The 26,540-nt window shown below is 41.8% G+C and carries 30 protein-coding genes and 1 rRNA gene; 22 read left to right on the top strand and 9 right to left on the bottom strand.

The genetic code is table 11. The features are described 5' to 3' along the window. Positions 1–3 precede the first annotated feature (3 nt). The 9 genes from GVJ38_RS07515 to GVJ38_RS07555 are packed head-to-tail and all read left to right on the top strand — an operon-like array spanning position 4 to position 7,749. Positions 4–1,254 (top strand): ABC transporter substrate-binding protein, encoded by a 1,251-nt coding sequence (locus GVJ38_RS07515; protein WP_159722562.1) that lies wholly within the window; start codon positions 4–6, stop codon positions 1,252–1,254. Beyond that, a complete protein-coding gene (locus GVJ38_RS07520) occupies positions 1,247–2,101 on the top strand; it encodes an ABC transporter permease (protein WP_159722563.1) in 855 nt (284 codons plus the stop codon). The genes GVJ38_RS07515 and GVJ38_RS07520 overlap by 8 nt, the downstream gene beginning before the upstream one ends. Then, positions 2,098–2,880, top strand: a complete 783-nt coding sequence (locus tag GVJ38_RS07525; RefSeq protein ID WP_159722564.1) for an ABC transporter permease — start codon at positions 2,098–2,100, stop codon at positions 2,878–2,880. Before GVJ38_RS07520 ends, GVJ38_RS07525 begins: the two co-directional genes overlap by 4 nt. Then, on the top strand, positions 2,861–3,853 hold the full coding sequence (locus tag GVJ38_RS07530) for an ABC transporter ATP-binding protein (RefSeq protein ID WP_159722565.1): 993 nt from the start codon (positions 2,861–2,863) through the stop codon (positions 3,851–3,853). The genes GVJ38_RS07525 and GVJ38_RS07530 overlap by 20 nt, the downstream gene beginning before the upstream one ends. Further along, a complete protein-coding gene (locus tag GVJ38_RS07535) occupies positions 3,850–4,545 on the top strand; it encodes a TIGR04283 family arsenosugar biosynthesis glycosyltransferase (protein ID WP_159722566.1) in 696 nt (231 codons plus the stop codon). The genes GVJ38_RS07530 and GVJ38_RS07535 overlap by 4 nt, the downstream gene beginning before the upstream one ends. After that, complete coding sequence (locus GVJ38_RS07540) at positions 4,542–5,543, top strand: phosphotransferase family protein (RefSeq protein ID WP_159722567.1); 1,002 nt, start codon at positions 4,542–4,544, stop codon at positions 5,541–5,543. Before GVJ38_RS07535 ends, GVJ38_RS07540 begins: the two co-directional genes overlap by 4 nt. After that, entirely contained in the window at positions 5,536–6,216 is a 681-nt protein-coding gene (locus GVJ38_RS07545; protein ID WP_159722568.1) for a TIGR04282 family arsenosugar biosynthesis glycosyltransferase, read from the top strand. The genes GVJ38_RS07540 and GVJ38_RS07545 overlap by 8 nt, the downstream gene beginning before the upstream one ends. Continuing rightward, positions 6,197–7,081 (top strand): nucleoside hydrolase, encoded by an 885-nt coding sequence (locus tag GVJ38_RS07550; RefSeq protein ID WP_159722569.1) that lies wholly within the window; start codon positions 6,197–6,199, stop codon positions 7,079–7,081. The genes GVJ38_RS07545 and GVJ38_RS07550 overlap by 20 nt, the downstream gene beginning before the upstream one ends. Next, complete coding sequence (locus GVJ38_RS07555) at positions 7,078–7,749, top strand: TVP38/TMEM64 family protein (RefSeq protein ID WP_159722570.1); 672 nt, start codon at positions 7,078–7,080, stop codon at positions 7,747–7,749. The genes GVJ38_RS07550 and GVJ38_RS07555 overlap by 4 nt, the downstream gene beginning before the upstream one ends. A 56-nt stretch (positions 7,750–7,805) precedes the next feature. Here the strand turns inward: GVJ38_RS07555 and GVJ38_RS07560 are convergent, their stop codons facing one another. From GVJ38_RS07560 to GVJ38_RS07570, 3 genes are read right to left on the bottom strand one after another with little or no spacing between them, the layout of a single operon-like run. Then, entirely contained in the window at positions 7,806–8,438 is a 633-nt protein-coding gene (locus GVJ38_RS07560) for a TetR/AcrR family transcriptional regulator (RefSeq protein ID WP_159722571.1), read from the bottom strand. Positions 8,439–8,442: 4 nt separating this feature from the next. Then, complete coding sequence (locus GVJ38_RS07565) at positions 8,443–10,050, bottom strand: ABC transporter permease (RefSeq protein ID WP_159722572.1); 1,608 nt, start codon at positions 10,048–10,050, stop codon at positions 8,443–8,445. After that, entirely contained in the window at positions 10,040–10,948 is a 909-nt protein-coding gene (locus GVJ38_RS07570; RefSeq protein ID WP_159722573.1) for an ABC transporter ATP-binding protein, read from the bottom strand. The genes GVJ38_RS07565 and GVJ38_RS07570 overlap by 11 nt, the downstream gene beginning before the upstream one ends. Before the next feature lie 224 nt (positions 10,949–11,172). Between GVJ38_RS07570 and dhaK the strand changes: the two genes are divergently transcribed. From dhaK to GVJ38_RS07600, 6 genes are all read left to right on the top strand, one after another. Continuing rightward, the gene (gene dhaK / locus GVJ38_RS07575) at positions 11,173–12,156 is read left to right on the top strand and encodes a dihydroxyacetone kinase subunit DhaK (RefSeq protein WP_159722574.1); all 984 of its coding nucleotides are present in this window, start codon (positions 11,173–11,175) and stop codon (positions 12,154–12,156) included. A gap of 14 nt (positions 12,157–12,170) precedes the next feature. Further along, on the top strand, positions 12,171–12,749 hold the full coding sequence (gene dhaL / locus GVJ38_RS07580; protein WP_159722575.1) for a dihydroxyacetone kinase subunit DhaL: 579 nt from the start codon (positions 12,171–12,173) through the stop codon (positions 12,747–12,749). Next, positions 12,742–13,110 carry a dihydroxyacetone kinase phosphoryl donor subunit DhaM gene (gene dhaM, locus GVJ38_RS07585; RefSeq protein ID WP_159722576.1) on the top strand — a complete coding sequence of 123 codons (369 nt, stop codon included), beginning with the start codon at positions 12,742–12,744 and terminating at the stop codon, positions 13,108–13,110. Before dhaL ends, dhaM begins: the two co-directional genes overlap by 8 nt. A gap of 151 nt (positions 13,111–13,261) precedes the next feature. Beyond that, the gene (locus GVJ38_RS07590; protein ID WP_159722577.1) at positions 13,262–13,630 is read left to right on the top strand and encodes a GntR family transcriptional regulator; all 369 of its coding nucleotides are present in this window, start codon (positions 13,262–13,264) and stop codon (positions 13,628–13,630) included. Then, complete coding sequence (locus GVJ38_RS07595; RefSeq protein WP_159722578.1) at positions 13,627–14,487, top strand: ATP-binding cassette domain-containing protein; 861 nt, start codon at positions 13,627–13,629, stop codon at positions 14,485–14,487. The genes GVJ38_RS07590 and GVJ38_RS07595 overlap by 4 nt, the downstream gene beginning before the upstream one ends. A gap of 1 nt (position 14,488) precedes the next feature. Next, a complete protein-coding gene (locus GVJ38_RS07600; protein WP_159722579.1) occupies positions 14,489–15,220 on the top strand; it encodes a hypothetical protein in 732 nt (243 codons plus the stop codon). 83 nt (positions 15,221–15,303) lie between these two features. Here the strand turns inward: GVJ38_RS07600 and GVJ38_RS07605 are convergent, their stop codons facing one another. Further along, on the bottom strand, positions 15,304–16,713 hold the full coding sequence (locus GVJ38_RS07605) for a C69 family dipeptidase (RefSeq protein ID WP_159722593.1): 1,410 nt from the start codon (positions 16,711–16,713) through the stop codon (positions 15,304–15,306). Positions 16,714–16,936: 223 nt separating this feature from the next. Further along, a complete protein-coding gene (locus tag GVJ38_RS07610) occupies positions 16,937–17,257 on the bottom strand; it encodes a DMT family transporter (protein ID WP_159722580.1) in 321 nt (106 codons plus the stop codon). A 393-nt stretch (positions 17,258–17,650) separates the two neighbouring features. Between GVJ38_RS07610 and GVJ38_RS07615 the strand changes: the two genes are divergently transcribed. Together GVJ38_RS07615 and GVJ38_RS07620 are read left to right on the top strand one after the other, a co-directional pair. Continuing rightward, positions 17,651–19,267: an FAD-dependent oxidoreductase gene (locus GVJ38_RS07615; RefSeq protein ID WP_159722581.1), complete on the top strand. Its 1,617-nt coding sequence runs from the start codon at positions 17,651–17,653 to the stop codon at positions 19,265–19,267. Positions 19,268–19,372: 105 nt separating this feature from the next. Further along, complete coding sequence (locus tag GVJ38_RS07620) at positions 19,373–19,786, top strand: Hsp20/alpha crystallin family protein (RefSeq protein WP_159722582.1); 414 nt, start codon at positions 19,373–19,375, stop codon at positions 19,784–19,786. Between the two features lie 138 nt (positions 19,787–19,924). Here GVJ38_RS07620 and GVJ38_RS07625 read toward each other — a convergent pair whose 3' ends face one another. Beyond that, the gene (locus tag GVJ38_RS07625; protein WP_159722583.1) at positions 19,925–20,257 is read right to left on the bottom strand and encodes a hypothetical protein; all 333 of its coding nucleotides are present in this window, start codon (positions 20,255–20,257) and stop codon (positions 19,925–19,927) included. 233 nt (positions 20,258–20,490) lie between these two features. On the opposite strand from GVJ38_RS07625, the gene GVJ38_RS07630 reads away from it, so the two are divergent. After that, complete coding sequence (locus GVJ38_RS07630; protein WP_159722584.1) at positions 20,491–21,174, top strand: winged helix-turn-helix domain-containing protein; 684 nt, start codon at positions 20,491–20,493, stop codon at positions 21,172–21,174. A 239-nt stretch (positions 21,175–21,413) separates the two neighbouring features. On the opposite strand, the gene GVJ38_RS07635 is transcribed toward GVJ38_RS07630, so the two are convergent. Together GVJ38_RS07635 and GVJ38_RS07640 are read right to left on the bottom strand one after the other, a co-directional pair. After that, a complete protein-coding gene (locus GVJ38_RS07635; RefSeq protein ID WP_159722585.1) occupies positions 21,414–21,923 on the bottom strand; it encodes a phosphatidylglycerophosphatase A family protein in 510 nt (169 codons plus the stop codon). A 27-nt stretch (positions 21,924–21,950) separates the two neighbouring features. After that, positions 21,951–22,934: an NAD(P)/FAD-dependent oxidoreductase gene (locus GVJ38_RS07640; RefSeq protein ID WP_159722586.1), complete on the bottom strand. Its 984-nt coding sequence runs from the start codon at positions 22,932–22,934 to the stop codon at positions 21,951–21,953. A 123-nt stretch (positions 22,935–23,057) separates the two neighbouring features. Between GVJ38_RS07640 and GVJ38_RS07645 the strand changes: the two genes are divergently transcribed. Further along, complete coding sequence (locus GVJ38_RS07645; protein ID WP_159722587.1) at positions 23,058–23,645, top strand: peptidylprolyl isomerase; 588 nt, start codon at positions 23,058–23,060, stop codon at positions 23,643–23,645. 59 nt (positions 23,646–23,704) lie between these two features. Here the strand turns inward: GVJ38_RS07645 and GVJ38_RS07650 are convergent, their stop codons facing one another. Further along, complete coding sequence (locus GVJ38_RS07650; RefSeq protein ID WP_159722588.1) at positions 23,705–24,871, bottom strand: MalY/PatB family protein; 1,167 nt, start codon at positions 24,869–24,871, stop codon at positions 23,705–23,707. A gap of 68 nt (positions 24,872–24,939) precedes the next feature. Here GVJ38_RS07650 and GVJ38_RS07655 point away from each other — a divergent pair, with 68 nt between their 5' ends. From GVJ38_RS07655 to GVJ38_RS07665, 3 genes are all read left to right on the top strand, one after another. Beyond that, positions 24,940–25,317: a CvfD/Ygs/GSP13 family RNA-binding post-transcriptional regulator gene (locus tag GVJ38_RS07655; RefSeq protein ID WP_159722589.1), complete on the top strand. Its 378-nt coding sequence runs from the start codon at positions 24,940–24,942 to the stop codon at positions 25,315–25,317. A gap of 90 nt (positions 25,318–25,407) precedes the next feature. Further along, positions 25,408–25,764, top strand: a complete 357-nt coding sequence (locus tag GVJ38_RS07660) for a hypothetical protein (protein WP_159722590.1) — start codon at positions 25,408–25,410, stop codon at positions 25,762–25,764. 653 nt (positions 25,765–26,417) lie between these two features. Beyond that, positions 26,418–26,540, top strand: a 16S ribosomal RNA gene (locus GVJ38_RS07665); the annotation flags it as partial.

Consider the following 26,540-nt stretch of genomic DNA (forward strand, 5'->3'; position numbering starts at 1 on the left):
TTTATGAAGAAATGGGTCTTAGGAACGTTCGTGACTGTTAGTGCGGTGGCTCTTTTGGCTGGCTGCAAGTCAGGCAATAGTGAGTCGAGTAAACAAAACCAAACGGCAGATTCGATCACGAATTTCAAACAAGCCGAAAAAAAAGCACGCGGCAAGACCGTGACTTTTTACGGTTATGGTGGTGACGAGAAAGCCAATCAATGGGTAGACGAAGTGGTGACCCCAGCGATGAAAACGAAATATGATGTGACCGTCAAACGTGTTCCGATGGATATCAATGAGATTTTAAATAAGTTGTCGACTGAAAAAGAAGCCGGCAGTAAAACAGGTGATATCGATGTCATTTGGATCAATGGCGAAAATTTTTACACAGCGAAACAAGCTGGACTTTTATACGGACCGATCACCAACAAAGTGGACTCTTTTGAAAAATTGATGGATACAAAAGGTCACGCTGCAAAATATGATTTTGGCGTGAAAACAGAAGGTTATGAAGTTCCTTATGGTACCGCCCAAATCGTCTTTGGCGGTGATAAAGAAAAATTTACGGCGGGCTTTCCAACGAGTACCGAAAAATTATTAGACTACGCGAAAGCAAATCCCGGTAAGATCACTTACACGGCACCACCAGAATTTACCGGCAGTGCGTTTGTCCGAAATGTGATTTGTGACATCGTCGGCTATGAAAAAGTGGAAGCAGCACCTGCTACGAAAGCGGGTTTATACAAAGTCATCAAACCAGGCTTAGATTATTTGAATACGATCAAACCTTATTTGTGGCAAGCTGGGAAAACCTATCCCAAGACACCGGCAGAACTGGATCAAATGTTTGCAGCGGGCCAAGTAGACATGACGTATAGTTATTCTCAAATGCACATAGCTGAAAAACGCAGCGATCAAGAATTTAAAGACACGACGGAATCTTTCTTGTTTGATAAGGGAACGATCGCCAACCAAAATTATTTAGCGATCGCCAACACATCAAAAGAAAAAGGCGCCGCCCTAGCTTTGATCAATGAGATGACAAGTGAAAGTGCGCAATTGAAAAAAGCGGAAGCCAAGTACGGCTATAGTATCCCACCGTTTGATCCGCAAAAATTATCTCCAGCAGCAAACGAACAATTAGCTGCTCTTTATAAAAATCAAGGGGTCCCAACGCTGCAAGAATTAGATGCAAAACAGATCCCAGAAGTGCAAGCGAAGAAAATCCCGCTCATCGAAGCTTTGTGGAAAGAACATGTCTTGCATGAATAAAAAATTTTTCTTAGTTTTGCCGTTTCTACTTTTGAACAGTGTGATCTTAGTGGTCGCGCTGTTTAAAATGGTGCGGCTTTCATTAGGTATTTATCCTTTGATCGGCTTACATAAAATGACCTTTGCGTATTATCAAGAACTGGTGACCAATAAATTATTTTTTACTTCGGTCATCAATAGCTTTTGGCTCGCCATAGTCGCTACACTATTGGCACTAGTGATCGGGTTAGCCGCCGCTTTAGCGTTAGCTAAAAATGACAATTGCTTAGTACACGGATTCTACCAATTGCCCATTACGTTCCCTCATTTGATCGTGGCGTTGATGATCATGCAGTTGTTCAGTCAAACGGGACTTTTTTCTCGGCTAGCCTATCACTTCGGCTTGATCCAACAGATCGGAGAGTTTCCGCTTTTGATCCATGATGATTTGGGCATCGGGATCTTGCTTGTTTTTTTATATAAAGAGATCCCTTACGTAGCGGTGAGTGTTTTAGCGATCGTAAAACAGTTGCAAGGTGGGTATCAAGCAGTCGCGTATAATCTTGGGGCTAGTAAGCGGCAAACTTTTTTTAAAGTCACATTGCCACTGTTGCAACCAACACTTGCGACATTGTTTATTATTTTATTTTGTTTTACCTTTGCCTCATTTGAAGTTCCATTTTTATTGGGCAGTCCGAAAAACGAAATGATCGCGGTGACCGCCTATGATCTATTTACGCAAGCTGACCTTACGACGCGCCCCCAAGCTTTCGCGTTAAATGTTGTCATGACTTTGATTTGTGTCATCGTTTCGGCTAGTACGCTATGGATCAGCTATTTATTGCCGGGAGGAAGGAGAGGCCGATGAAAAAAGTGAGTTTCAATTTGCTTAGTTGCGGCTTGATCGCATTGCCGTTAATCGTCTTAGGCTTGTGGGCCGTCAATGGTAAATGGATGTACCCCGCGATTTTTCCCAGTGAATACAGCTTGCAGAAGGTCGTCTCAGCTAGTCAAGAGCCTAATTTCTGGCCAGCTGTGCTCAATAGCTTGTTCTTAGCGAGCGGTGCGACACTTTTGACTTTAGTTATCGCACTTCCCGCGGCAAAATTTTTCGCATTTCAAACGTATCTGTCTAGCAAAATAGTGGAGCTGATCATTTATGTGCCGTTTATTTTACCTGCCATTGCGCTGATCACTTCGACGCAAACCGTCATGATCCAGTTGCATTTGACTGGGACGTTCACCGGTATCTTATTACTGCACACGTATTTTATGTTGCCGTATGCGTTGCAGATCTTAGTGGAAAGTTATTTAAAAATGGGTACTGGGTATGAGCAGACCGCTCGCGCATTAGGAGCAGGTGGTGGCCAAACTTTTTTTCAAGTGACTTTCCCGCTCTTACGTCCGGGAATTGCAACAGCAGCCGGGCTAGCGTTTATCGTTTCATTTAGTCAATACTTACCGACTTTTTTCATTGGCGGCGGCAAGATCATCACATTGCCGCTGATTTTATTACCGTATGCCAACAATGGTCGATTTGGGATCGCTGCAGTGGATAGCCTCGTCTTTTTATTAGCTTGCATGTTAGGCGTCTGGGGTTGGAAGTTATTGATAGGAAGGAATCGTTATGAGTGTAATCGTAAATAATGTCAGCTTACGTTATGGCAAAAAACAAATCTTAGCTCCGCTTTCTTTTGAAGTTGGTGCAGGTGAACTAGTGACTTTGTTTGGACCTTCAGGAGTGGGCAAGACCAGTTTATTAAAAATCATCGCTGGCCTACAAAAGCCCAGTGCTGGAACGATCTCTTTTACCGAAAATTTTTCGGCCGCTGATACGGTGCTGGTCTTTCAAGATTTTTGGCTGTTTCCGCATTTAACTGTTTTTGAAAATATCGCATTTGGCTTAAAAGTCCGCAGACAAACCAAAGCGCTGATCCAAACAAAAGTGACTCAGATCATAAAACGGTTTGAATTGATTGGGTTAGAACAACAGTATCCGGATCAATTATCTGGTGGGCAAAAACAACGAGTCGCGTTAGCTCGTGCACTTGTTTTACAGCCTAAATTATTATTATTAGACGAACCATTCTCTAGCTTAGACAGTAATTTACGCCACGCGATGCGACAGTACTTATTGGATCTAAAGGCAGAATTTGGCTTTGGAATCATCTTAGTCACCCATGACCAAGACGAAGCGTTTTATTTATCTGATCGACTCGTCGTATTGTTAGACGGAAAAGTCCAACAGATCGCTCCACCGCAAGAGATTTATTATCGACCAGCTAACCAAAAAGTCGCTGAATTTATCGGAGCGATGAATTATTTGTCTGGTACGGTGACGGGAACGACATTTCAAATCGGAGACAGTCAGTTAACCGTTCAAAATCCGCAGCAGCTGACGGGATCTGTCCAATTGTTAGTTCCTTTTGGCACGCGAGTGACGTTTGATGGGACATTACCTGCGCGAGTCACGAAAATCACGTGGCGGCCAGGCGGTGATCAAGTGGAATTTGTTAGTTACGGCCAGTCGTTTTGTTTAGAACCGATCACGGCTGAATTAAACGTGGGGAGTATGGTTCACTTGAAATTACCTGAGACATTGCAGGTGATCCTAAGATGAAATTTTCAATCGTGATCCCAACATTAAATGAAGAAAAAAATCTAGCGCGGTTGTTAACGCAACTCCAACAGATCCCGACTACTTCTAGCTTTGAGATCATTGTAGTAGATGGTGGAAGTCATGACCAAACGGTAGCGGTAGCTGAACCGTACGCTAAAGTTTTTACTTCACCTGTCAAAAGCCGTGGCGCGCAATTAAAATTAGGCGCGGAAAAAAGTTCCGGTGAGTATTTATGGTTTTTACATGCGGATAGCCAGCTAGTTGATGATACAGATCTATTTGCGGCGATGGCGGCTCGTTTAATGATTCCAGGAGTCAGTGCTGGTTTTTATCGCCTTGTCTTCGATCAATCAGATTGGTTTTTCCGTTATTTAGCGGTGACTTCCACGTGGCGCGGGCGTTATTTAGGTTTGATCTTTGGTGATCAAGGATTGTTTGTTAAACGAACGTTTTACCAACAAGCTGGCGGTTTTCCAGCTGTTCCATTGATGGAAGATTGGGTGCTTAGTCGACAACTGAAAAAATTGGGGCGATTTTATTACTTGAAGATCCCCCTTTATACATCCAGTCGCCGTTTTGCAGCCGGCAAGTTGCGCACTCATTTGAAGATGCACACGATCAAACTTTTATTTTTACTTGGAAGATCACCTGAAGAATTAGTGCAGCGTTATAACAAGGAGCGAAAAAAATGATCGAAAAAATCAAACGTTACCTCCAAATCAAACAGTTGGGGCCTTACTTAGGGTTGCAAGAGCCGGTGACTGTTACGTTTTTAGCTCAAGGCGAGTACAATCAAAGTTTTGTCATCAGTGATGGCATAAAAAAATTCGTCTTACGGTTGAACTACGGCAGTCAGTTACAAGTAGCAAATCAAATTGCTTATGAATACGGTGCTTTGAAATGGCTTGAGCGCTCCCATTGCACGCCGAAAGTCTACTATCTGGATGACAGTCAGACTTTTTTTGCTCAAGGATTGTTGATCATGGAATTTTTAGCGGGTGAGCCATTAGATTATCGGACCGATCTGTTAGCAGCCGCTGAGATCTTTGGTCAGATTCATGGCTTAGAAATCGATGCCGCTGCCAATCAACAGTTTGTAGCAGAAAAAACCGATCTCTTGAGTGCTCGAGTGAGGGAATGTGCGCGTTTGTTGGAGCCAGTCTTTCAAAGTGCGGTTATCTCTTCTGAAGTGAAACGACTTTTACAACAAGCTTGGCAACGGTGTGATGCAGCTTGCGGGCAAGAAAAATTTTTTACCAACTTAGGCTTGTGGCGGGTCAACAATACAGAAGTCAATTCCCATAATTTTATTATTGGGGCAAAAAATTATTTGATCGATTGGGAAAAACCAGTCATCAGCCATCCCGTCCAAGACATCTCACAATTTTTAGCGACTACGACGACTTTGTGGCGAGCCGATCTCACTTTGAGTACAGCTGAAAAGCAGCAGTTTTTACAAACCTATCTCGCGATGACCGGATTTGAGTCTGCGGAGTTCTTCTATGCGTTGAAACTTTACCATCCGTATTTGATGTTGCGGGCATTGGCTTGGTCGGCGATGGCGTTTGATAGTTATACGACGGGGGATAAGGCATTACAAAATGAAGCGATCTTTCAAAAAGTCAGCACCTATTTGGAGCCGGATTTTTTAAAACAAGCGTTACGCGAGCAGGTTTTGCCAGATGACTAAGGCTTATATTTTATTTACGCGCATCCCGGTACCCTATAAAACGAAAACGCGGCTGACAAAAACATTGACGCCACAAGAAGCGAGCCACGTCCAAGCAATTTTGCTACGAGATCTATTTCAAAAATTAACGGCTTTACCTCAAAAGGGCATCGCGGTATTTGTCGCTTATTCAGATGAAAAGTCGCCTACTGAATTTTTAGCTCAACTACCCGATCAATTTCAAGCTTTTCCCCAAGTTGGAACGACATTAGGGGAACGCATGGACCAAGCGATCCAACACGTCTTTACTTTAGGATATCAAAAAGTGATTTTGACTGGGAGTGACATTCCGCAGTTGACTGCTAATGTGATCGAAAGCGCGTTTGAAAAAATGACTGAAGTCGTGCTGGGACCTTCTGTAGATGGCGGTTATTATTTGATCGGTGCTACCAAGCAAATCAACTTAGCGCCGCTTTTTTTAACGGACATCAAATGGGGGGGAGCCGATGTCTTGCAGCAGACGTTGGCCTTGTTGGGTTCAAAAACGAAAGTGACATTACTCCCTCCGTTGTTAGATATCGATGAGCCGCAGGACTTGCAACGAATCGTTTCAGAAATCCAAACGGAAAGCCCCGGCTTTAAACGATGGCTGGAAAAAAATCGGAGGCGTTATGATGAAAAAAGTGATCATTGATTGTGATAATACATTCGGGTTGTCAGGCCGAGATGTCGATGACGGATTAACGTTGCTTTATTTAACGGGACGGCCGACGATCGAATTAGTTGGTGTCACCTTGACCCATGGTAACGGCACACTGACTGAAGTTGCCGCTGCCACGACCAAGTTTAAAAAATTTTTTGAGAAAACCTTTGACTTTTATCTAGGAAGTGAGACCGGATCAAGTGCCGCTAGTGATTTTTTAGTCGCACAAGCCGCCGCTTATCCCGGTGAACTTACCGTGATCGCAACAGGTGCTTTAACAAATCTTGCCCAAGCAGCTCGTCAAGATCCCGCTTTTTTTACAAAGCTCAAACAACTGATTTTGATGGGGGGGACGACACAGCCACTAGTTGTCAATGAAGTCCCGGTATCTGAATTAAATTTTGCCAGTGATCCGCAAGCGGCTGCCAGTGTATTGACCAGTGGTGCCAAACTAGCAATCATGAATGGTTCGCTGACCGCCCAAGCTTTTTTTTCCAAAGCGGAACAAGCAACCTTAATCCAAAAATTACACAGGCGACTCAGTTGGTCTGCAGAAGAATTTTTGACCCATACATTAACTGACTGGATCGCTTGGAACGAAAAAGTTTTTCACTTTAGTGGCTTTTGTAATTGGGATCTGGCTACCGCGATCTATTTGGAATACCCGGAACTTTTTTCCAATGAACGGTATTTTTTAGCGGACACGCAACTAAGATTAGCGACTGGGCAATTGACTCTAGTCGAACGATCTGATCTGCCGCTTGTCATGCCGCAACGGTTATTGGATGTTGCAACGTTCAATCAGTTGATGATCGCTGGAATCGTAGCTGGCTTTCGAAAGGATGATCCGCAATGAAAAAAATTCTAATCTTCGCTGTGATTTTATTAGTCGGCTTTAGTTTAGCCTCTTATTTTGGCTTGACTGACTTGTTGACGAACTTTCAACAACTGCGGCACTATCTAGAAAGTTTTGGTTGGTGGGGGTATGGAGTATTTATTTTGCTTTCAATTGTGGTGGCGGTTTTTATGTTGCCCGGTCAGCTGCTGGCGATCGTGGGAGGTATCATTTATGGTGGGGTAGTCGGTGGCGCGTTGACGATCATCGGTGCGTCAGTGGGTGCGACCATCTCATTTATTATCGGAAAATACGTCGCGCGGGATTATGTCGTGAAAAAATTTCAACACAATGAGGTCTTCAAAAAAATCGAGCATGGTGTTGCGGAAAATGGTGTTTCCTTTTTGATTTTTACGCGGTTAGTTCCGATTTTTCCTTACGCGATCCAAAGTTATGCTTATGCGTTGACCCCAATGACGGTGCGAAAATTTAGTGTGATCTCCTTTTTGACGATGTTACCGGCGAGTTTTATCTATGCTTTTATGGCTTCGGAGATCGTTCGGCGCGGTGTCTCGTGGACCTTGCTGGTGGAACTTTCGCTGGCAGGACTCTTGCTGGCCTTATTGTCATTTCTACCTAAGAAAATCAGCAAAAAGCTCCAACGCCTCGCGAAAGAAAATGGAAAATAAAAAACTAAAAATGCGATGTTCCTCGTCGATTTTAAGACGAAGGATCATCGCATTTTTTAGGCCATAAAGCCATGTTCTAACAATTGTAATTTACGGATCATTTTTTCGATCAAAGGATTCATCTCTTCGATCGTTTGCCACTCAGGGTGCGTCATTAATTCTTTTTGGATGCGCGCACTTTCGGCATTCAAGACATCTAGCAGAAGTTCATTGACCTCGCTTTTTGTAACACCGGCTTTTAATGGCAAACGGTCGATCACGGGTGTCACTAGTGTCAAATTACGTTTGAATTGTTGGTCTAAGTCATTAGCCAAAGTCGCTTTTAGTTGTGTAGGTAAATGTTCCAGTTCCCCGTAAACTTGAGTTAAAAAACGAAATTCTTGCGGATATTTTAATTGCAGACTGAGTTTGTATTTGGTAGCTCGGACGACCATATCGATCAAATCATTGGCTTCTGTCCAGATCGTAGGTTCCAGCAATTGATAGAAAAAAGCAACGGCGTAATGATAAGTGGCTAAATATAAACCGGCTTTATTCTCAAAATAATGGAAGAGCAATCCTTTCGAAACTTGGGCAGTTTGAGCAATCGTATCAGTGCTGGTCGCTTGGTAGCCAGCTTCAGAAAATAAAGTAACGCTGGCTTGTAAAATCCGTTTTTCTTTGCTGGGATCTTTAACTATTTTTTTCATCTGATCACCTCAAATCACGTTTTGTATAGCCGATCACTCCACCGAGACTCAAGAGTACAAAGCCTGCTACTAAAATAATGAACCAGCCGGTGTCGATTTTTGTTAACGGAATCTTTCCCACCCAACCAAAAGGAGAGAAGTTCCCGCTTTTTTCGGAAAGGTTCAACAGTGGGCCGAAAAATTTTACCAGTAAGCCGCCAGCTAAATACAGCCAAAGCACATTCGTAAACTTTGGTAGCCAACCGATCAGGAAGATGCCGCAGCCTAAGAAAAATAAAACGGCAGGAAAACCAGTCAGTAACATCCGCCAAAAAAATTTGAGCGGGATCGGTTGGTTCAATAAAGCATTTCCCGTGAAAAAAGTTCCAGCAAGTGCCCCGGTATACACGAGCAAGCTGCTAAACCAGCCGACGCTAAAATAACTGACAGCAAGTTTTGTTTTGGTGATCGCTTTAGCATGCAGCAGTTCTAAGTAGCCTTTTTGTTCGTCAGATTTTAACCGAAAGCAAACTAATAGGCCTTCGACTACCGCTAGAGCGATGAAAAACAAGACGAGCATGTTCAAAAAATTTAAAATCAATTGACGACTGGCAGTATCGATCTGAGTGACGCCTAACATTTTTTTATACGTCGGGTTCGTTCCGATAATATCACCGATCGTATTGAAAATCGAACCATAACACACGCCTAAAATCACAGCACCGAATAGCCAACCAATCAAACTATTTTTTTCTGTTCGCATCACTAAAGCTAGCGGTGAACGCAAAAACTTTCCAGCTTGGGCTTTACCCGGGCGATCAGCTAAAAGACCGCTATTGATATCGCGAGTGCTGGCCAAATGAAAAGCGAGCCCCACTAACAAAAGACTACTGCCCGTTAAGAGCACCAAGGGCCAAAAATCATTTTGCGTATAAATGTAAGTTTTTTGTACCCAGCCTAAAGGAGAGAACCAAGTCCAAGCTGGCTTGCTGACATCTGTTACCATCCGTAAAATGTAACAGACACCAAAAAAGCTATAGCTGATAAAATAAGCACTCCGACTACTGCTGACTAGTTGCGCGATCAATAAGCTACTGCAGCCAAAAAAGATTCCCGCCAACGCTAGACTCATGCCAAATAAAATATCGCCGAGTAAAGTCGCGCCATTTAAATCAGCGAATATCAAACTGCCGACATAAAAAACGCCCATCACTAAATTAAGCCCGATGATTTCGCTGAGTGTAGCAGACAAGGCCGCGCTTCGACCGACTGACCGTGAGCGGACCATCTCTAAGACGCCCGTTTCTTCTTGCACTCTAGTGTTCCGGATCGCAAGCGAGATGTTCATAAAAGCCATGAACATCGCCATGAAGACGAGCATCTCGGCGGCAAAAACGTTGGCAGTCGTATAGGGTTTTTCAGTCGGAAATTCACCAAATAAAGCTACCATCGCCGGAGTTTTCAACGTTTTGGTGATCGCTGCGATATCTTTTGTCGCGCCAAACAAGACATTGAACTTCGCTGCCGCACTAGCAAACAAGCCGCCTAAAATCAAAAGCCAACTGAGGTGCCGCCAACTATTTTGTTTGAGATTGGCTTTTAATAAGAAAAGGAAATGCCGATTATTTTGCATGGGGATCAGCTCCTTCATAATAGCGCAAAAATAAATCTTCCAGAGTCGGAGCCTTCGTGGTAATAGATTGGATCTGCTTAGCAGCCAATAATTTCATCACCGGTCCAAGCTGCTCCCGATCAACAAAAAGTTGGGCTTGGTGCTGAGCTGGATCTTGAAAGTTCAACTGATGCACTCCGGCTACTGTTTGCAAATCAACCAACGTTTCTTGTGTAGTGACCTCAATCTCAAGTCGAGTCAAATGTCGTAACTCAGCTAGCTTTCCGCGTTCAATGATGACACCTTCACGAATGATGGCGATTTGGTCACACATTTTTTCGACCTCTGACAAAATGTGACTGGATAATAAAATACTTTTGCCTGCTTGTTTTAATTTCAAGACTTCTGCTTGAAATGTTTTCTCGTTTAATGGGTCAAGTCCCGAAGTTGGTTCGTCAAAAATGTAAAGTTCGGCTGTTTGAGAAAGTGCTGCGATCAATGCGACTTTTTGACGATTCCCTTTTGAATAAGTTCGCGCTTTTTTCTTCGGATCTAATTGAAAAGCGGTGATCAGTTCTTCCGTTTTTTGCGTGCGTGTTTGGCCATTTAAGCGTAACAACAAATCAATGATCTCACCACCGGTCAAGTTCGGCCACAAGTACACATCACCAGGCACATAGGCTAAGTGTTGATGGATCGCAGTGTCTTCTTTCCAGACATCTTGCCCAAAGATCGTCGCCTGACCGTCACTTTTTTTCAACATTCCTAATAAGATCCGGATCGTTGTCGATTTTCCAGCGCCATTAGGTCCGATGAAGCCTAACACTTCACCTTGTTCCAACTGAAACGTCACATCTTTTAGTGCTTGGAATTTCCCAAAATTTTTTTGGACTTTGGTCAGTTCAAGAATCGCAGTCATAAAATCCACTCCTTTTCAAATCTACACCGTGAGAATAATCCTTTTTGACTATCCAGTCAATGACTAAGCAGTCAATCAAGAAAAAAGTTTGACCAATTCATTTTGTGTCAAAAATAAAAAGATTTCTCCCAGCCGTTGCGGAAAAAAGAAGGGCTTTTATTTTTATCAAAAAACGAGCTGTGCTACACTTGAAAAAGAAAGAATTTAGCAGGGAGGAATTGCAGTTGAAAAAAATTATCAACAAACCGGAAGATGTCGTACCAGAAATGGTCGCCGGTCTAGTGGAAGCTTATCCGGATTACGTCAAACAAATTCCTGAGACTTTAGCCGTGGCTCGAGTGGATGATTACGATCAAGTCGCACTAGTTTCTGGTGGTGGGAGTGGACACGAACCGACTCATGCGGGTTTTGTCGGCGATGGGATGCTTTCAGCCGCTGTTTGTGGTCAAGTTTTCACTTCGCCTACTCCTGATCAGATCTATGCGGCGATCAAAGAAACTGATCGCGGACAAGGCACTTTATTGATCATCAAAAATTATTCCGGTGACCGAATGAACTTTGATATGGCAAAAGATATGGCGGCCATGGATGATATCAAAGTTGAATCGATCGTAGTAGATGATGATATCGCTGTTGAAAATAGTACGTATACGCAAGGGCGCCGCGGTGTGGCCGGGACGATTTTTGTGCATAAGATTTTAGGCGGGCTAGCAAAAGAAGGTAAGCCACTTTCAGAACTCGCAACATATGGTACGAACTTGATCAAAGAAATCAAAACGATCGGGATCGCGTTGTCGGGTGCTACGGTCCCAGAAGTTGGAAAACCTGGATTTGTTTTAGCTGATGATGAGATGGAATATGGCGTGGGGATTCACGGGGAACCTGGCTATCGACGGGAAAAAATCAGACCATCTGCTGAGATCGCCCAAGAGATCGTCGGTAAATTAAAAGCGGAATTCAAATGGCAAGCGGGCGATTCTTACGGTGTGTTAGTCAATGGGATGGGCGCGACACCGTTGATGGAGCTACTCATTTACTTCCACGATGTTAAAAAATTGTTGGAAGCAGACGGGGTAAAAATCAATTTTTCTAAAGTTGGCAATTTTATGACCTCGTTAGACATGGCGGGTGCTTCCGTTACGATGATCAAACTAGATGAGACCCGGGAGCGGTTATTAAAAGCATCAGTCCACACAATTGGCTGGTAAAAGGAGTGAAGGTAATGTTTACACCTGAAAATTTAAAGCAGGCATTGAAATTGTTTAACGATAAGATCCAAGTAAAAAAAGATTATTTAAGTGAGTTAGATACTCCCATCGGTGATGGTGATCATGGAAATAATATGGCGCGAGGGATGGAAGCGGTCATGGCGGAAAAGCCAGACGGTGATCTAGCAAAAATTTTTCAAATGACCGCTATGGCGCTGATCTCAAAAGTCGGCGGAGCAGCAGGTCCATTATATGGAACGGCAATGATGGAGATGATGAAGGCCGCCAAAGACTCGAATGATCCAGTGGCATTATTGACCGCTGCGATCGAAGGTATCAAAAAACGCGGTGGAGCGGTTGTCGGCGAAAAGACGATGTTGGATTTATGGATTCCAGCAGTTGACGAATTAAAAGCCGGTAAGCTGACGGCAGAAAGCATCCAAGCACTAGCCGATCAAACAAAAGACATAAAGGCAACAAAGGGCCGCGCATCTTATGTCGGCGAACGTTCCGTTGGGCATATCGATCCTGGCGCTCAATCCTCCGCTTATTTTTTTGAAGCGTTGTTAGAGGCAGGTGTCTTTCATGAGTAGAGGCGTTGTTTTAGTTTCCCATACAAAAGAAATTCCCCTAGGATTAAAAAATTTGATCGCACAAGTAGCAAAAGATGTTCCGGTTACGACAGCCGGTGGATTAGCTGATGGTGGAATCGGCACTTCGATGGAAAGAATTTTACAAGCGTTCAAAGAGAATCCTGCCGACGAATTGCTAGCTTTTTATGATCTTGGCAGTGCTAAGATGAATTTAGAGATGGCAATCGAAATGACTGACAAAAAAGTCAAATTGTTCGACACGGCTTTGGTGGAAGGTGCTTATACAGCAGCGGCATTACTACAAGCCCAAGCTAAAGAAGCTGAGATCGAAGCGCAATTGAAGCCGCTAGTGATCAAATAAAAAAGTTTATCCGATCCGACGATCTTTGGAAGCCAGATTCCAGAGATCGTTTTTTTTGTGCTTGTTCGACTACTTTTCTAATTGACAAGTAAGCAAAATGGTTTTATAGTTAGTTACACGAGTGATTAACTAAATAAGTTGAGGTGAGGAAATGCATTTTGATGATTCCGGAACGACGCCGCTTTTTCAACAAGTCGCGGATCAAATCGAGGAAGGGATCTTGAATGGTTCGTTTAAAGAAGCGGGACAAATTCCATCGACCACAGAAATTTCCAAAGGGTATCGTATCAATCCGGCTACCGTTTTAAAAGGCATGAACCTGTTAGTCGAACGGGGCTTGATTGAAAAGAAAAGAGGAATCGGGATGTTCGTTTTAGCCGGAGCACAGCAAAAAGTCAAAGAAGCACGGAAAACAGAATTTTTAAATACTGAAGTCCAACAAATCGTCAGTGAAGCAAAAAAATTGGGGATCACGGCGCATCAATTGACGGAATTGATCGAAAGAAGGTATGAACAATGAGTTTAGAATTAAAACACATCAGTAAAGCATATCACAACAAACCAGTTTTACAAACGATCGATTGGCAAATCGAAGCCGGTAAGATCTATGGTTTGTTAGGTCGGAACGGCGCAGGTAAAAGTACGTTGCTCAATATCATCAACAATCGAAGTTTTCAAACGGCGGGAACATTGTTGTTAGATGGTCAGCCGGTCCATGACAATGAGCAAAGTTTAAATCGGTTGTACATGATGTCAGAAGATAATTTATATCCAGGGTCACTGAAAGTAAAAAGTTGTTTTCAACTAACGGAAGCTTTTTACGGGGATTTTGATGAGGCACTAGCAAAAAAGATGGTAGCAGCTTTTGGATTAGATACTAAACAAGATTTGCGAAAGTTGTCGACGGGTTATCGGACGATCGCAAAATTGATCATGGCATTGTGTGTGCCGTGCGATTATATCTTTTTAGATGAACCAGTCTTAGGGTTAGATGCCAATCACCGAGAATTATTTTATCAATTTATTTTAGAAACTTATGAAACGCGGCCGCGAACATTTGTCATCTCGACGCATTTGATCGAAGAAGTTGCTAATCTATTAGAAGAAGTCGTGATTATTCGCAATGGGAGATTGATTCGTCAAGCAACGACCGAAGAGATCCAACAAGAAGGAAAAGTGATCACGGGGCCTAAAGCTGAAGTAGAAGCCTTCATCGCGCAAAACCAGTTGACTGTGTTGGGAAAAGATGAGCTAGGTGGTTTGCTGAATGTCTATGTCAAAGGGGATGTTAACGGCGAGGTTCCTGCAACGATCCATGTTGGGCCGTTAGATCTGCAAACTTATTTTGTTCAATTGACGAATCAGGAGGTGGCTTAAGATGAAATTAAAAGCCGCATTACTTTATAAATTGCGCTTCAACTTACGTTCGGATCTGATTTTTCTCGCTTTCTTTTTATTGTTTGGCACGGCTTTTCCATTAATGGGGGTCTTCATTAGCCACACGAAAGTCACGGTCCAATCAGAACTACTACTTCCGAGTGTTATCTTTATGATCATTGCCGCGACGATCGGGATCGGACTAGATTTTAAACTTTTTATCCAATGCGGACTTTCCCGTAAAAATATTTTTCTTGCCAGTGTCTTCGCTAACTTTTTATCCATTTTAGGTTTTAGCTTAGTCTTGATTGGATTAGAAAAATTATTTCACCTGCTGAGTATCAGTAACTTTAAATTGGGGTTTGTTGGAGTCAGCGCGTATACCGACGGAAAGTTTTGGGCGACGTGGTTACTATTGACGGTGATTTTATTTTTAGCCAATGGTCTAGGGTTTGTGGCTGGGATGGTACTCCAACGTTTCGATGGTGCGATTCGAGTGTTGATCGGACTTGGTGCTTTTGCGATCCCGCTATTGTTGGTGATTTTAGTCCAACTATTAAGTGTTAGTCAAAAAGCTCAGATCATCACGCGTTTAGGAAAATTAGTCGGGGTGACTAGTCAAGGATTGCAATTATTGCCGCTGGTTTTAACTGTTCTAACGATCACGCTTATTTTACTAGTGCTCGTGTACTTGATGAATCGTCACCGTGAGATCAAACGAATCAATGCATAAAAATAAGGGAGTGAGACTTAAATCAAGTCTTACTCCCTTATTTCGTATCAGCACTAATGCTAGTTGCTACTGTTTTTTAGTGATTAGTCATTCAAATTATAACGCAATTTCATGTGTTCAGAACCAGAAGTCACCATGTCTCCTAATAATTTCGTCGTACGGGTCAGTGATTCGTCAGCTAATTTTTGGTTAGCTGCGGTTAAATAACTTTCTACATCAGATTGGCCGGCTAAATTTTCATCGGTTTCGATTTGAATATGGCGGTAAGCTGCCACTGCTTGAAGTTCATACGTATTACGGAAATCAGCGTAGAAATCATAATCCGTATCGCCTAGAAGTGCCACGGTACAACTCAACCAGTACATATTAGTTGGATCATACGTAGCCGTAGCATCGCGATAACTAGCCGGTGTGTCATTGACGTTGGCATAAAATGGTACGACCGTATTAAAGGTATTGGCACCATAAGCTAACCAATGGATGCCTGCTATCTCAGCTGGCACATCGTTACGCAATTGTAAAATGTGCACATTGTGGTTCCGATTGATTCCAACTGGCCGGAACAATGTTTTCTCGGTCTCAGTACCATTGCCATAAGGATCGTAAACCGTATTTTCAAAATGCGAACTCAAAGCCCACTTAACATCTTCGACCGAAATCTTCCGATCAGCATAGCAGATGAATGGTAGATCTTGATCTTGTGGATCGGCTTTGGTTTCTTGGGAATTGAAGAATTTTTGGATATACCAAGCTCTTGGGTTGTTGTACACCGTATCTTTGATCGTCGCACTACCAAAGATATGACGCAAGTTGACTTGGTCAAAATCAGGATTCAAATGATATTTTTCGATCAGTTCTTCTAAGTCTTTTGAGCAAAGTGTATCAGGAGAATCAAAATCAAACTCATCAATGTTCATGCGGTTAGGTGCTACAACATAAGCATCATCAGGGATCCGAACGGCTGCCCAATGATGTCCGCCGATCGTTTCAAAAGCCCAGACTTCGTTTTGATCAGAAAAAGCGATCATGTTTGGTTCATAAGTGCCATATTCTTCTAGTAGTTTACCTAAACGCTCTACGCCTTCACGGGCAGAATGGATATAAGGTAAAACGATCACGACGAGATCTTCTTCACCGATCCCACCTTCAACATACGGATCAATGCCTAAAATACGTGGATTAGTGGTGATCGTTTCAGTCGCGGACATCGCGATATTTTCGCTATTGATCCCGGCTGCTGCCCAGATTCCGTTGTCACGCACGGAATTTGGCGTGCAAGTATAGCGCAATGGATTATCAGGTAATTCGATTTTGACACCACTGATCACCGCTTGATAATTTTTCGGTTGATCTTCAGGCTTAATCACCATGAATTGTTGGGGATCAAGTGCTTCGTGACCATCATCGTTCCGAGAAATAATCGTTGAACCGTCGATCGTGGCATTTTTTCCGGCTAAGATCGTGGTACATGAACCTTGGACTCTTTTTTTCATCATTGAATCGACTCCTTTTCTTTACCATTCAATGGTAACACGCTTCATTAAATGCTGTAAAAGAAAACGGTAAATAATTTTTCATCTAGTGAGCTAGGAAAAAAACCACGAATTCGTTCAGTCCTCAAAAAATAAAGTGGAGAAGCAGGGGATTTTTTTGTTGGGAGTCAGATCCGCCTCAGTCTACGAAAAAAGCGATGGGCAAATGCCCACCGCCATGAAACTAATGTCCACTCGAAACTTTGATGCCAATGATGCCGATGATGAGTAAAGAAATGAAAAACCACGTGATCGGCGAGATGCTTTCTTTAAAGACCAGCCAGCCGACTAAGATCGATCCCACTGCTCCGACTCCAGTCCAAATGGGATAAGCCATGCTCAGCGGCAAAACTTTGGAAGCCTTCGCTAAAAAGTAAAAACTTGCGATCATCCCGACCAGTGTCAATAAAGCAAAGTTCACTTTCGTAAATCCGTGACTTAGCTTCATTGTCGAAGCCCAAACGACTTCAAATAATCCTGCGATAATCAATTCGATCCATGCCATGTTGATTCTCTCCTTTTTCACATTGCAAAAGCAAGAAATAGAACTGGTGGTCAAGCGACAAAACAAATGTGCGAAATTTTCAGCAGCATCATTTTGCGAGACACAAAAAAAAGACCCAGATTGATTTCTTCTTCGACCTAACGAAATCAATTTGCATCTACTTCCACCCGGTGGCGTGTTTTGACTTATTTTTCTGTAGTATAGCACAAATTATTTTTTTAGCCAACTCATGATCAAAAAAATTAGGATTAGCTTAATTACTGAAGTCAAAAAAATTTTTGCGTTCGAGTACAAATAGTTGCCGAAAAAAACGAGTCACGGTAGGATGTAGCTAACTTGTATCCGTTTTTTTAAATTAAGGATTACGTTACTAGAAAGAGGAGGAATTTTTCCATGAAAGTTGTAGTGATCGGTGGTGTTGCAGGTGGTCCATCTTTTGCGACTCGTTTGCGTCGTTTAGATGAAACTGCCGAGATCGTCTTGATCGAACAAGGCGCTCACATTTCATATGCTAGTTGCGCGTTGCCTTATTATTTAGGTGGAGTAGTACCGGAGTTAGATTCGCTGATCGAACGAACACCAGCCGGTTTAAAAGAAAAAAATAATATTGAGGTGCGCGTTTTCCATCAGTTGACTCAGATTGATCCTGCTAAAAAGATCCTCACGATCAAAAATTTACAGACCGAGGAAATGTATGAAGAAAGCTATGATACATTAGTGTTAGCAACAGGGACTCGGGCGGTCTTACCACCGATTAAGGGAATCGACACTGCAAAGAATGTTTTCACTTTACGAAATGTCACGGACGCAGCGGAGATTATGGCTTACATGAATACTCATTTACCAAGACATGTCGCGATCTTAGGTGCGGGGGTGGCCGGGCTAGAGATCGCTGAGAATTTAAAACAACGTGGGATAACGGTAACGATCATCGATCAAGCTGCAACAGTGGCATTGCCTTACGACTCAGAGATCGCTGAGATCATTCAGGATGAATTAGAAACAAACGGAATCAAACTTATCATGAAACAAACGGTAAAAGAAGTGAGTGAGGCAGGCCGTAAAATTACCTTAGCCAACGGGCGCGAATTGGCGATTGATCTGTTGATCGTAGCAGCCGGCGTAAAAATGAATAATGAGATCGCTCAAGCAGCTGGAGTCAAACTTGCCACAGATGGTCATATTCTAGTTGATCAAAAATTACGAACTAATGTATCAGATATTTATGCAATCGGTGATGTGATCGAGACAACTAGTTTGATCAACGGTTTACCTATTCCTAGTATGCTGTCAAGTGCAGCCAATCGGCAAGGACATTTGCTGGCTGACATCTTACATGGAGCAGATCTGACTTATCCTGGTTACATTGGCGTAGGCGTTGCAAAAATTTTTGGTTTGACGGCGAGTTATGCAGGCTATACAGAAAATATGCTGCAACGGGTCGGGATCACAAATTATAAAACGATCTTCATCACACCGTTTGATCACGCGTACTTTTACCCAGATGCTAAACGCTTAAACTTAAAGATTATTTTTGAAGAAGAAACGGGTAAGATTTTAGGTGGCCAAGCAGTCGGAGAACGCGGTGTGGACAAACGAATCGGAGAATTATCGGTAGCGATCACGGGCAAATTGACTGTCCATGATCTACCAGCGTTAGAATTACCTTACTCACCACCGTATTCCACTACGCGTGATCCGCTGAATACGGCAGGCTATGTGGCAATCAATCAACTAAGTAAAATTGCTGAGACGATCAAAGCAAGTGAGATTCCAGCCGAAGATCTAAAAACAGCTTTCTTCCTAGATATTCGCGAACCGGATAAACCTAAATCTGGCTCGATCGAAGCGACTAAAAACATTCCATTATCAGAGTTACGGGAACGAATGGCTGAGATTCCGCGAGATCGAAAGGTCTATCTGACTTTCCGTAAGGGGCTGAATACGTATAATGCTGCTCGGATCTTAGCTGGTAAAGGGATCGAAGCAATTATGATTGAAGAAAATTAGCACTTACTTAACAAGAGTGCTAATCGGCGTTATAACAAAGTTGTAAGGAAGTTTGGAACCTCCTGACAAAAAACATATTTCATATTTGGAAAGAGGATGTTTAGTATGGCAAACTTGATGCCAAGAAATAATGATTTGATGTCTTTAGGTGATCGCTTTTTTGATAACTTTTTTGCAAACGCAGGTAATAATGAATTCAACGTTGATATCAAAGAAACCGATCAAGCTTATGAAGTAAAAGCTGATTTGCCTGGCTTTGATAAAGCAGACTTGAATGTTTATTACAATGATGATGTGTTGACCATTGAAGCAAATCGTAACGACGAGACAGAAGACAAAGATGAAGCAGGTAACTTCTTGCGTCGTGAACGGAGCAGTCGTTCCTATCGCCGTCAATTCTTATTGAAGGGCGCAGATGAAGACCAAGTGAAAGCTACTTTTAAAGCTGGTGTGCTAAGCTTAGAGTTACCAAAGGCTAAGAATGCAACCGATGATCAGAAAAAAATCGAGATCGAATAAGTCACTAGTTCATTGGGACTATCCGATTAAAAAACGGTTATGCTAGAAACAACTTATTTCTAGTACTGTTTAAATAAAAAGAGGGAACGAAACATGATTCATGTTTCGTTCCCTCTTTTATAGTGGATGTTCTTTTCACTAGTGTTTTTTAACGATTTGTTGGACTTTCGTGTCGATTACTCGTAACAATTCCGTTGTATTTTGTTTGAAATCAGTGACAAAATCAGTTTTCCAAGGTGTGATGGTTGCAAGTGGTTTCCCTAAGACATCCAACACGATCAAATTTTGCTGCTCTTCATCCCATTGAGCACTCCAATAGGCGCCTTCTAGTGCTTCATTTAACATTTGTTGTGTATTTTCTAACACAGCATTCAAAATGACCGACTCTTCGGTTGCGTCGATTCCATTTTCGCGGCTCCAGGTTAATTTTTGAGCTACTTCTGCCATGTTAGTTGGAATCAATGAAAACATTTCTTTTCCTCCTGTTCGTTTAGCTTTAACGATATTCAATTCGGCTTTCGTTCCTTTATTTTAACGCAAGTCGAGCTATTTTTAACAAAAATAACGATTTTAAAAATAATTTTGATTATAAAATGGAAATTATTTGTTTTTTTTTGAAAAAAATAAGAGAATAGAATTAGAATCTGAAATCGTTTTTAATATTTGAACTATAAAGAATAAAATTGATGAAGGAGTTGAAATCGGTGTCGCGATTATTAGTCTTGACGAAAAATATTTTAGCTGAACAAAAGTTACAAGAAAGATTGCATCAATTAAATATTGAAGTCTATTGTTCAACGCTTGTTTATCAACAGTTATTGGAAGAGACGGGGAAAACAACGATCTTGGATCACTTTCCTGCCGTCATTTTGAGTGAGAATTTATCAGACGAAGAAGTTGAGCGGATCATGCCGTACTTGTTCCAGAAAAAAGTCATTCGTAAAGTGGAGCAAACTCCGGCAGAGGATAAATTGGTCGCTTGGAAAAAAGCGGGGATCACCACGGTCATTGCATTAGATATGCCGACAGAAGAGTTGCGGGAAACATTGTGTCAATTGACTCAGCCACTAGAAGTTGTTTCACAATTGGTTCGCAAAAACTATCACCATATCACGTTTGATCAACTGGCATTATCCGGTCATGAGTCAAAGTTTTTGGTTGCGTTAGTCAAACGACAAGGAGCTGTCGTATCACGAAAAGAATTGTGTCAGTTGATCTGGGACAATGAACATACGCGCTCTAATTTAGTTCAATTATCGTGCATCGTTCAACGTATTCGAACTAAGTTAGAAAAAAATGGGATCGCCGGGGAGCATTTGGAACGCGTTTGGGGAACAGGCTATAAATGCTCACCCGAGTTAATCGGAAAACTAACATTCGATGACTAAAGAAAGGTCGATTTGCCATGAAAGGAATCGTTCAAGTTAATTATACAGGAATCGAGTCACTTCAAGTAAAAGAATTGCCAGAGTCTAAACTAACACCAGTCAGTGTGATCGTAGCAGACTAAACGTGGCCAGACGGTGCTCGTCTTTGATCAATAAAGTAAGATCGATAAGAACTAAAAAAGATGACGCAGTGTTCGTGTCATCTTTTTAGTTTGCCGATTACTTTGGTCAGCTTTTACTTAGTGTACGATATCATCTAGTTTAGTTGGCTGCTCATGTGCCATGCGACTAGCTGCTGAAGCTGCGATGGCACCGACGATATCATCTAAAAAAGTATGGATATTTTTGCCGTCGTGAGCATTGAGTTTAACTAAGATCCCAGGTTTTAATTTATCGATGTAACCATAATTTGTAAAACCGATCGTACCATAAACATTGACGATCGAAAGTGCCATGATCTCGTCGACACCATACAGTCCTTCATCATCTTCTAAAATTTGTTGCAAAGGGTAATCGAGTTTTTTTTCTTCCGCTAATTTATCTAGCTGAATCCCCGTAATGATCGCATTGTGGACTTCGCGTTTGGATAAAACACCGTTGACATTTTTGATACAAGTTTCTAGCGTGATCCCTTCAATATAATCTTTTTGCAACAGCAAGACCAACTCGGCGATATCTTCTATGGTCACTCCGCGCTCTGCTAATAATTCGCGGGCGACTTTTTCCAGCGTATCTGTCTTTAAAACCATTCCAGTTCCTCCTTTTAATCAAACCACTTATTTTTGTGGAAATAAGCTGCTACTGTGGACGGGCTGCGTCCGTAGTTTTGGATCGATGAAATGCAAGGCATTATTTACGGCAGTGGGTGCTTCTCCAAAACCAGAAGCAATCAGTTTGACCTTGCCGTCATAAGACACGATATCACCACAAGCATAGATGCCAGGTAATGATGTTTTCATATCCGAAGCGACCGTGACGGTTTGGCGCGTGCCGGCTAGCCCCCAAGTTTTCAAATAATCTAACGAAGAAGAAAAACCATAGTTGACGATCAAATGATCGATCGCAAGGTTTCTTGTTTCGCCACTTTTAACTTGTTCCAAGGTCAAACCAGTTAACTGCGAATCACCCTTTAGTTCTTTAATCACATAAGGCGTTAAAATTGAAACGTTTGAAGCCTGTAATTTAGTGACACTGTGTTCATGCGCTCGAAATTGGGGCCGCCGGTGGATCAAAGAGACTTCCGCTGCGATCGGTTCTAACATCAACGCCCAATCGATCGCCGAGTCACCACCGCCTGCGATCGCCACTTTTTTGCCGGCATATTTCATCAAGTCAGTCACGTAATAATCTAATCCGCGATCTTCAAAAAATGCAGCGCGTTCTAGTTTCAAACGTCGTGGTTGAAATGAACCATTTCCTAAAGCTAGGATGATTGAGCGGCTGTAGTGACTTGTTTTATTCGTGATCAGTTCAAAGTAATCGTCATGTTGAATGACGTCTTTGACTTCTTCTTCTAAACAATAAGTATGTGAAAAGCTTTGAAGTTGTTTTTCTAAGTTAGTAACTAGTTCGCCAGCTTTGATTTCTGGAAAACCCGGAATATCGTAAATCGTTTTTTCTGGATAAAGGGTCGCTAGTTGCCCACCTAATTGTGGCAAGCTGTCGATTAATTTTGTTTTGGCTTGGCGCATTCCAGCGTAAAAAGCGGCAAACATGCCGACCGGACCGCCACCGACAATCGTAATATCATAGATTTCCATCGTGCACTCTTCCTTTCGCTTTGATTGTAACAAATTTTATTCCTAAAAAGATAGTAAGGAGAATTAGGTGGCAAAGCGCCGAAAGTTTGCTATGATGAAAGAAACAAAAAGGAGGAACTTTCTGTGACGCAATTTCCACAATTAAACTTAACTGAAGAAAAAGGACCAAAAGCGGTTATCAAAACCAACATGGGAGATATCACTGTCCAACTATTTCCAGAAGAAGCCCCGAAAACAGTTCAAAACTTTATCGAGCTAGCTAAAAAAGGTTATTATGATGGCGTAATCTTCCACCGCGTGATTCCTGATTTCATGATTCAAGGCGGCGACCCAACTGGTACAGGAATGGGTGGCGAAAGTATTTACGGCGACAAATTTGAAGACGAATTCTCAAAAAATCTTTTCAATTTACGCGGTGCTTTATCCATGGCAAATGCTGGTCCAAATACTAACGGCAGTCAATTTTTTATCGTCAATAACCAAAATGTTCCAGCGAATATGATGAGCCAATTAGAAGAAGCTGGCTTTCCTGGTGAGATCATCGAAACGTATAAACAAGGTGGCACACCTTGGTTAGATTTCCGCCACACAGTTTTTGGTCACGTTGTAGAAGGCATGGATGTCGTTGATAAAATTGGAAGTGTCAAACGTGGTCCGCAAGACAAACCAGTCAATGATGTAGTGATCGAAACAGTTGAAGTAACCGAATAAGAATTAGTATGCATGTCCCAAAAAAGCTGCGAGAGCCAATCGGTCTCGCAGCTTTTTTATCAATTAGCAAAAACTTTTTTGATCCGTTTTAAACCGGTCAATAAAGTTGCTTTGGGACAGGCGACATTCAAGCGCATATGTTGACTGCCGCTGGGACCATAGCTGAGTCCGCTATTTAAAACGACTTTTGCTTCATGAATCATTTTTTGTTCCAACTGCTCATCAGTCAAGTCGTAAGCTGAAAAATCGAGCCACAATAAATACGTACCTTCAGGTGACATGATGGTGATTTTTGGTAATTCAGCGTGGAAAAAGTCGATTGCCAACTGAATATTTTGCTGTAAGTAGGTTAACAATTCTTTCCGCCAACTTTCGCCGAAACGATAGGCTGCTTCCATGCCAGTATAACCGAAGACATTGATTTCTTGTTGAAAATTCTTTTGTTGTTTAGTGGCTACCTTTTGGCGTAATTCAGGATTTTTGATTACGAGAAAGGAATTTTTGATTCCAGCGAGGTTAAAGGTCTTTGTCATGGAAGTGAAAGTGAGAGAAAAATCAGCAAAGTTGTCACCGGCATTAGCAAACGTCGTCAATTGATGTGGGGCGAAGACAAGATCTTGATGGATCTCGTCGCTAAAGACAATGACTTGATATTTTTGACACAGTTTACCTAGTTGATGTAATTCTTGCTTGCTCCAAACACGACCACCAGGATTATGAGGATTACATAGAAGTAAAATTTTTACATTTTCGGTTTTGATTTTGTGTTCTAGATCAGTGAAATCAAACGAAAAAGTTTCATTTTCAATCAGTGAGCTTCGAATCAATCGTCGCTGATTGTTTTCTACGATGCTAGCAAAAGGAGGATAAACTGGATCAAAAATCAGGATGCTATCGCCAGGTTCACTTAAAGCTTGAAGTGCCGTGGTCATTCCGGCGAGAACACCCGTGAAAAATAAAATATCTTCTTGCTCGATTTGCCACTCATGATGCACTGCTTGCCAGTCGATGATCGCTTGAAATAAAGTTGAACTAGGACCACTGTAGCCCAAGATACCTTGTTGAACTAAATTTTCAAAGGCTTGTAAGACGTCAGTCGGTGCTTTAAAATCCATGTCTGCGATCCAAAGTGGTAACAAATCTTCTTCATGATACATCGTTTTGATTTCATCCCATTTGATGCTGTTGGTCCCGATCCGTGAAATAACTTGATCAAAATTTTCCATATGACAGCTCCTTGTTTTCATCTTTTGGTAAATACAGTATAATAAAACCTGCGAAAAGAGGGAAATAAATGACATATAAAATTGGACAAATCGTTGAAGGTACCATTACAGGCATTCAGCCATATGGTGCGTTTGTAGCATTGGATGATGAAACGCAAGGCTTGATCCATGTTTCCGAGATTCAAGCAGGTTATACAAAAAATATTCATAACTATGTTGAAGTTGGGCAGAAAGTCCGAGTACAAGTGATTGATATTGACGAATATACGAAAAAAATTAGTTTGTCGTTGCGGACGTTACAAGAACATCACGCGCCAGCACCATTTCATCGTAAACGCTACTTTACAAATCGCAATAAGCATATCGGTTTTCGTTCGATCGAGACGAGTATGCCTCATTGGATTGAAGAAACGAAAACGTATTTAAGTAAAGAAAGTAGTAAATAAGGAATGCTTTCAGAATAAAAATATGTTTTTTTCTGAAAATGTGATATCATGAGATGTAATATTCAACAGATGACCTCGAGGTGAACCGTTGTGAAAAAACAAGTATCAGGAACGATTATGTTGCATCTTAATAATGGCTCGAAATGCTTTTTAGTGCATAATGTAGGTAAGGCAAAAGAGTTTGCTAAAACGGAAGTGGAGCCTGGTAAAACCGTATTGGCGAGCTTTTTAAATTTTTTGAAAAAGCAGCTACAAGTTGATGTCAATGAGATCAGTTTAGTCGAATTAACAAATACCCAAAGTGCGGGAGTGAGTTTACCGCTTTATGTATTTGAAGCGACTGAAAATGTACATATTGAATTACCAAGTGATTATGCTTGGGAGGCGCCTGAAAGTGTTCGTGAGATTCTAGGAAATGTTCCAATCGAAGGCGTGCCACTGTTTTAAACGTAAAAGATCATGACTGATATCTAGTCGTGATCTTTTTTGCTGAAATGGATTGCGGAAAAACATCCGAAGTTCCATAAAGGAGGGGGATCTGTTTGAACTTTGATTAGATGTGGGTAGTTTTAATTCGAAATTTTTCTATATAAGCCAGTAAATGGAATTTTAAATCTGAACTATTAAGAAGAGACGAAAGCTTCTAAATAATTCACTTGCCTAAGTAGTTCAGCCTAGCTATTCAACGCTACTTTGATAGTAGTTACTTCCATCGTGTAAAATAGTTTTTAACTGGAATAGTTTAAAGACAAGTCAACTTCCAGATTTATTTTGTTACAAGAAACTGAAAAAAACAGTTGACGGAGAAGAATGGACATGGTAAAGTATAAAACGTTCGAGAGAACAAAAGTCATCAAAAGTGTTGATTCAGCTTTAAATCTTTTGAAAAAGTTGTTGACTTTCAGCTGGAAAGCTGATAAAATATAAAAGTTGCTGATGCAACACGAAACACCATGTAGACCTTTGAAAACTGAACGAAATAAGACGAACCAAATGTGTAGGGCGTTTCTATTGATAGAAACAACATACAAGCAAGCAATTTATGCTAGCGAATCAATTTTTATTTGAGCTTAATAGTGTAACAACTGTTTCAAACACTTATATATGAGAGTTTGATCCTGGCTCAGGACGAACGCTGGCGGCGTGCCTAATACATGCAAGTCGAACGCTTTTTCTTTCATCGAACTTCGGTTCACCGAGAGAAAAGGAGTGGCGAACGGGTG

Source organism: Enterococcus sp. CSURQ0835, from assembly GCF_902706605.1.
Lineage (GTDB): Bacteria > Bacillota > Bacilli > Lactobacillales > Enterococcaceae > Enterococcus_A.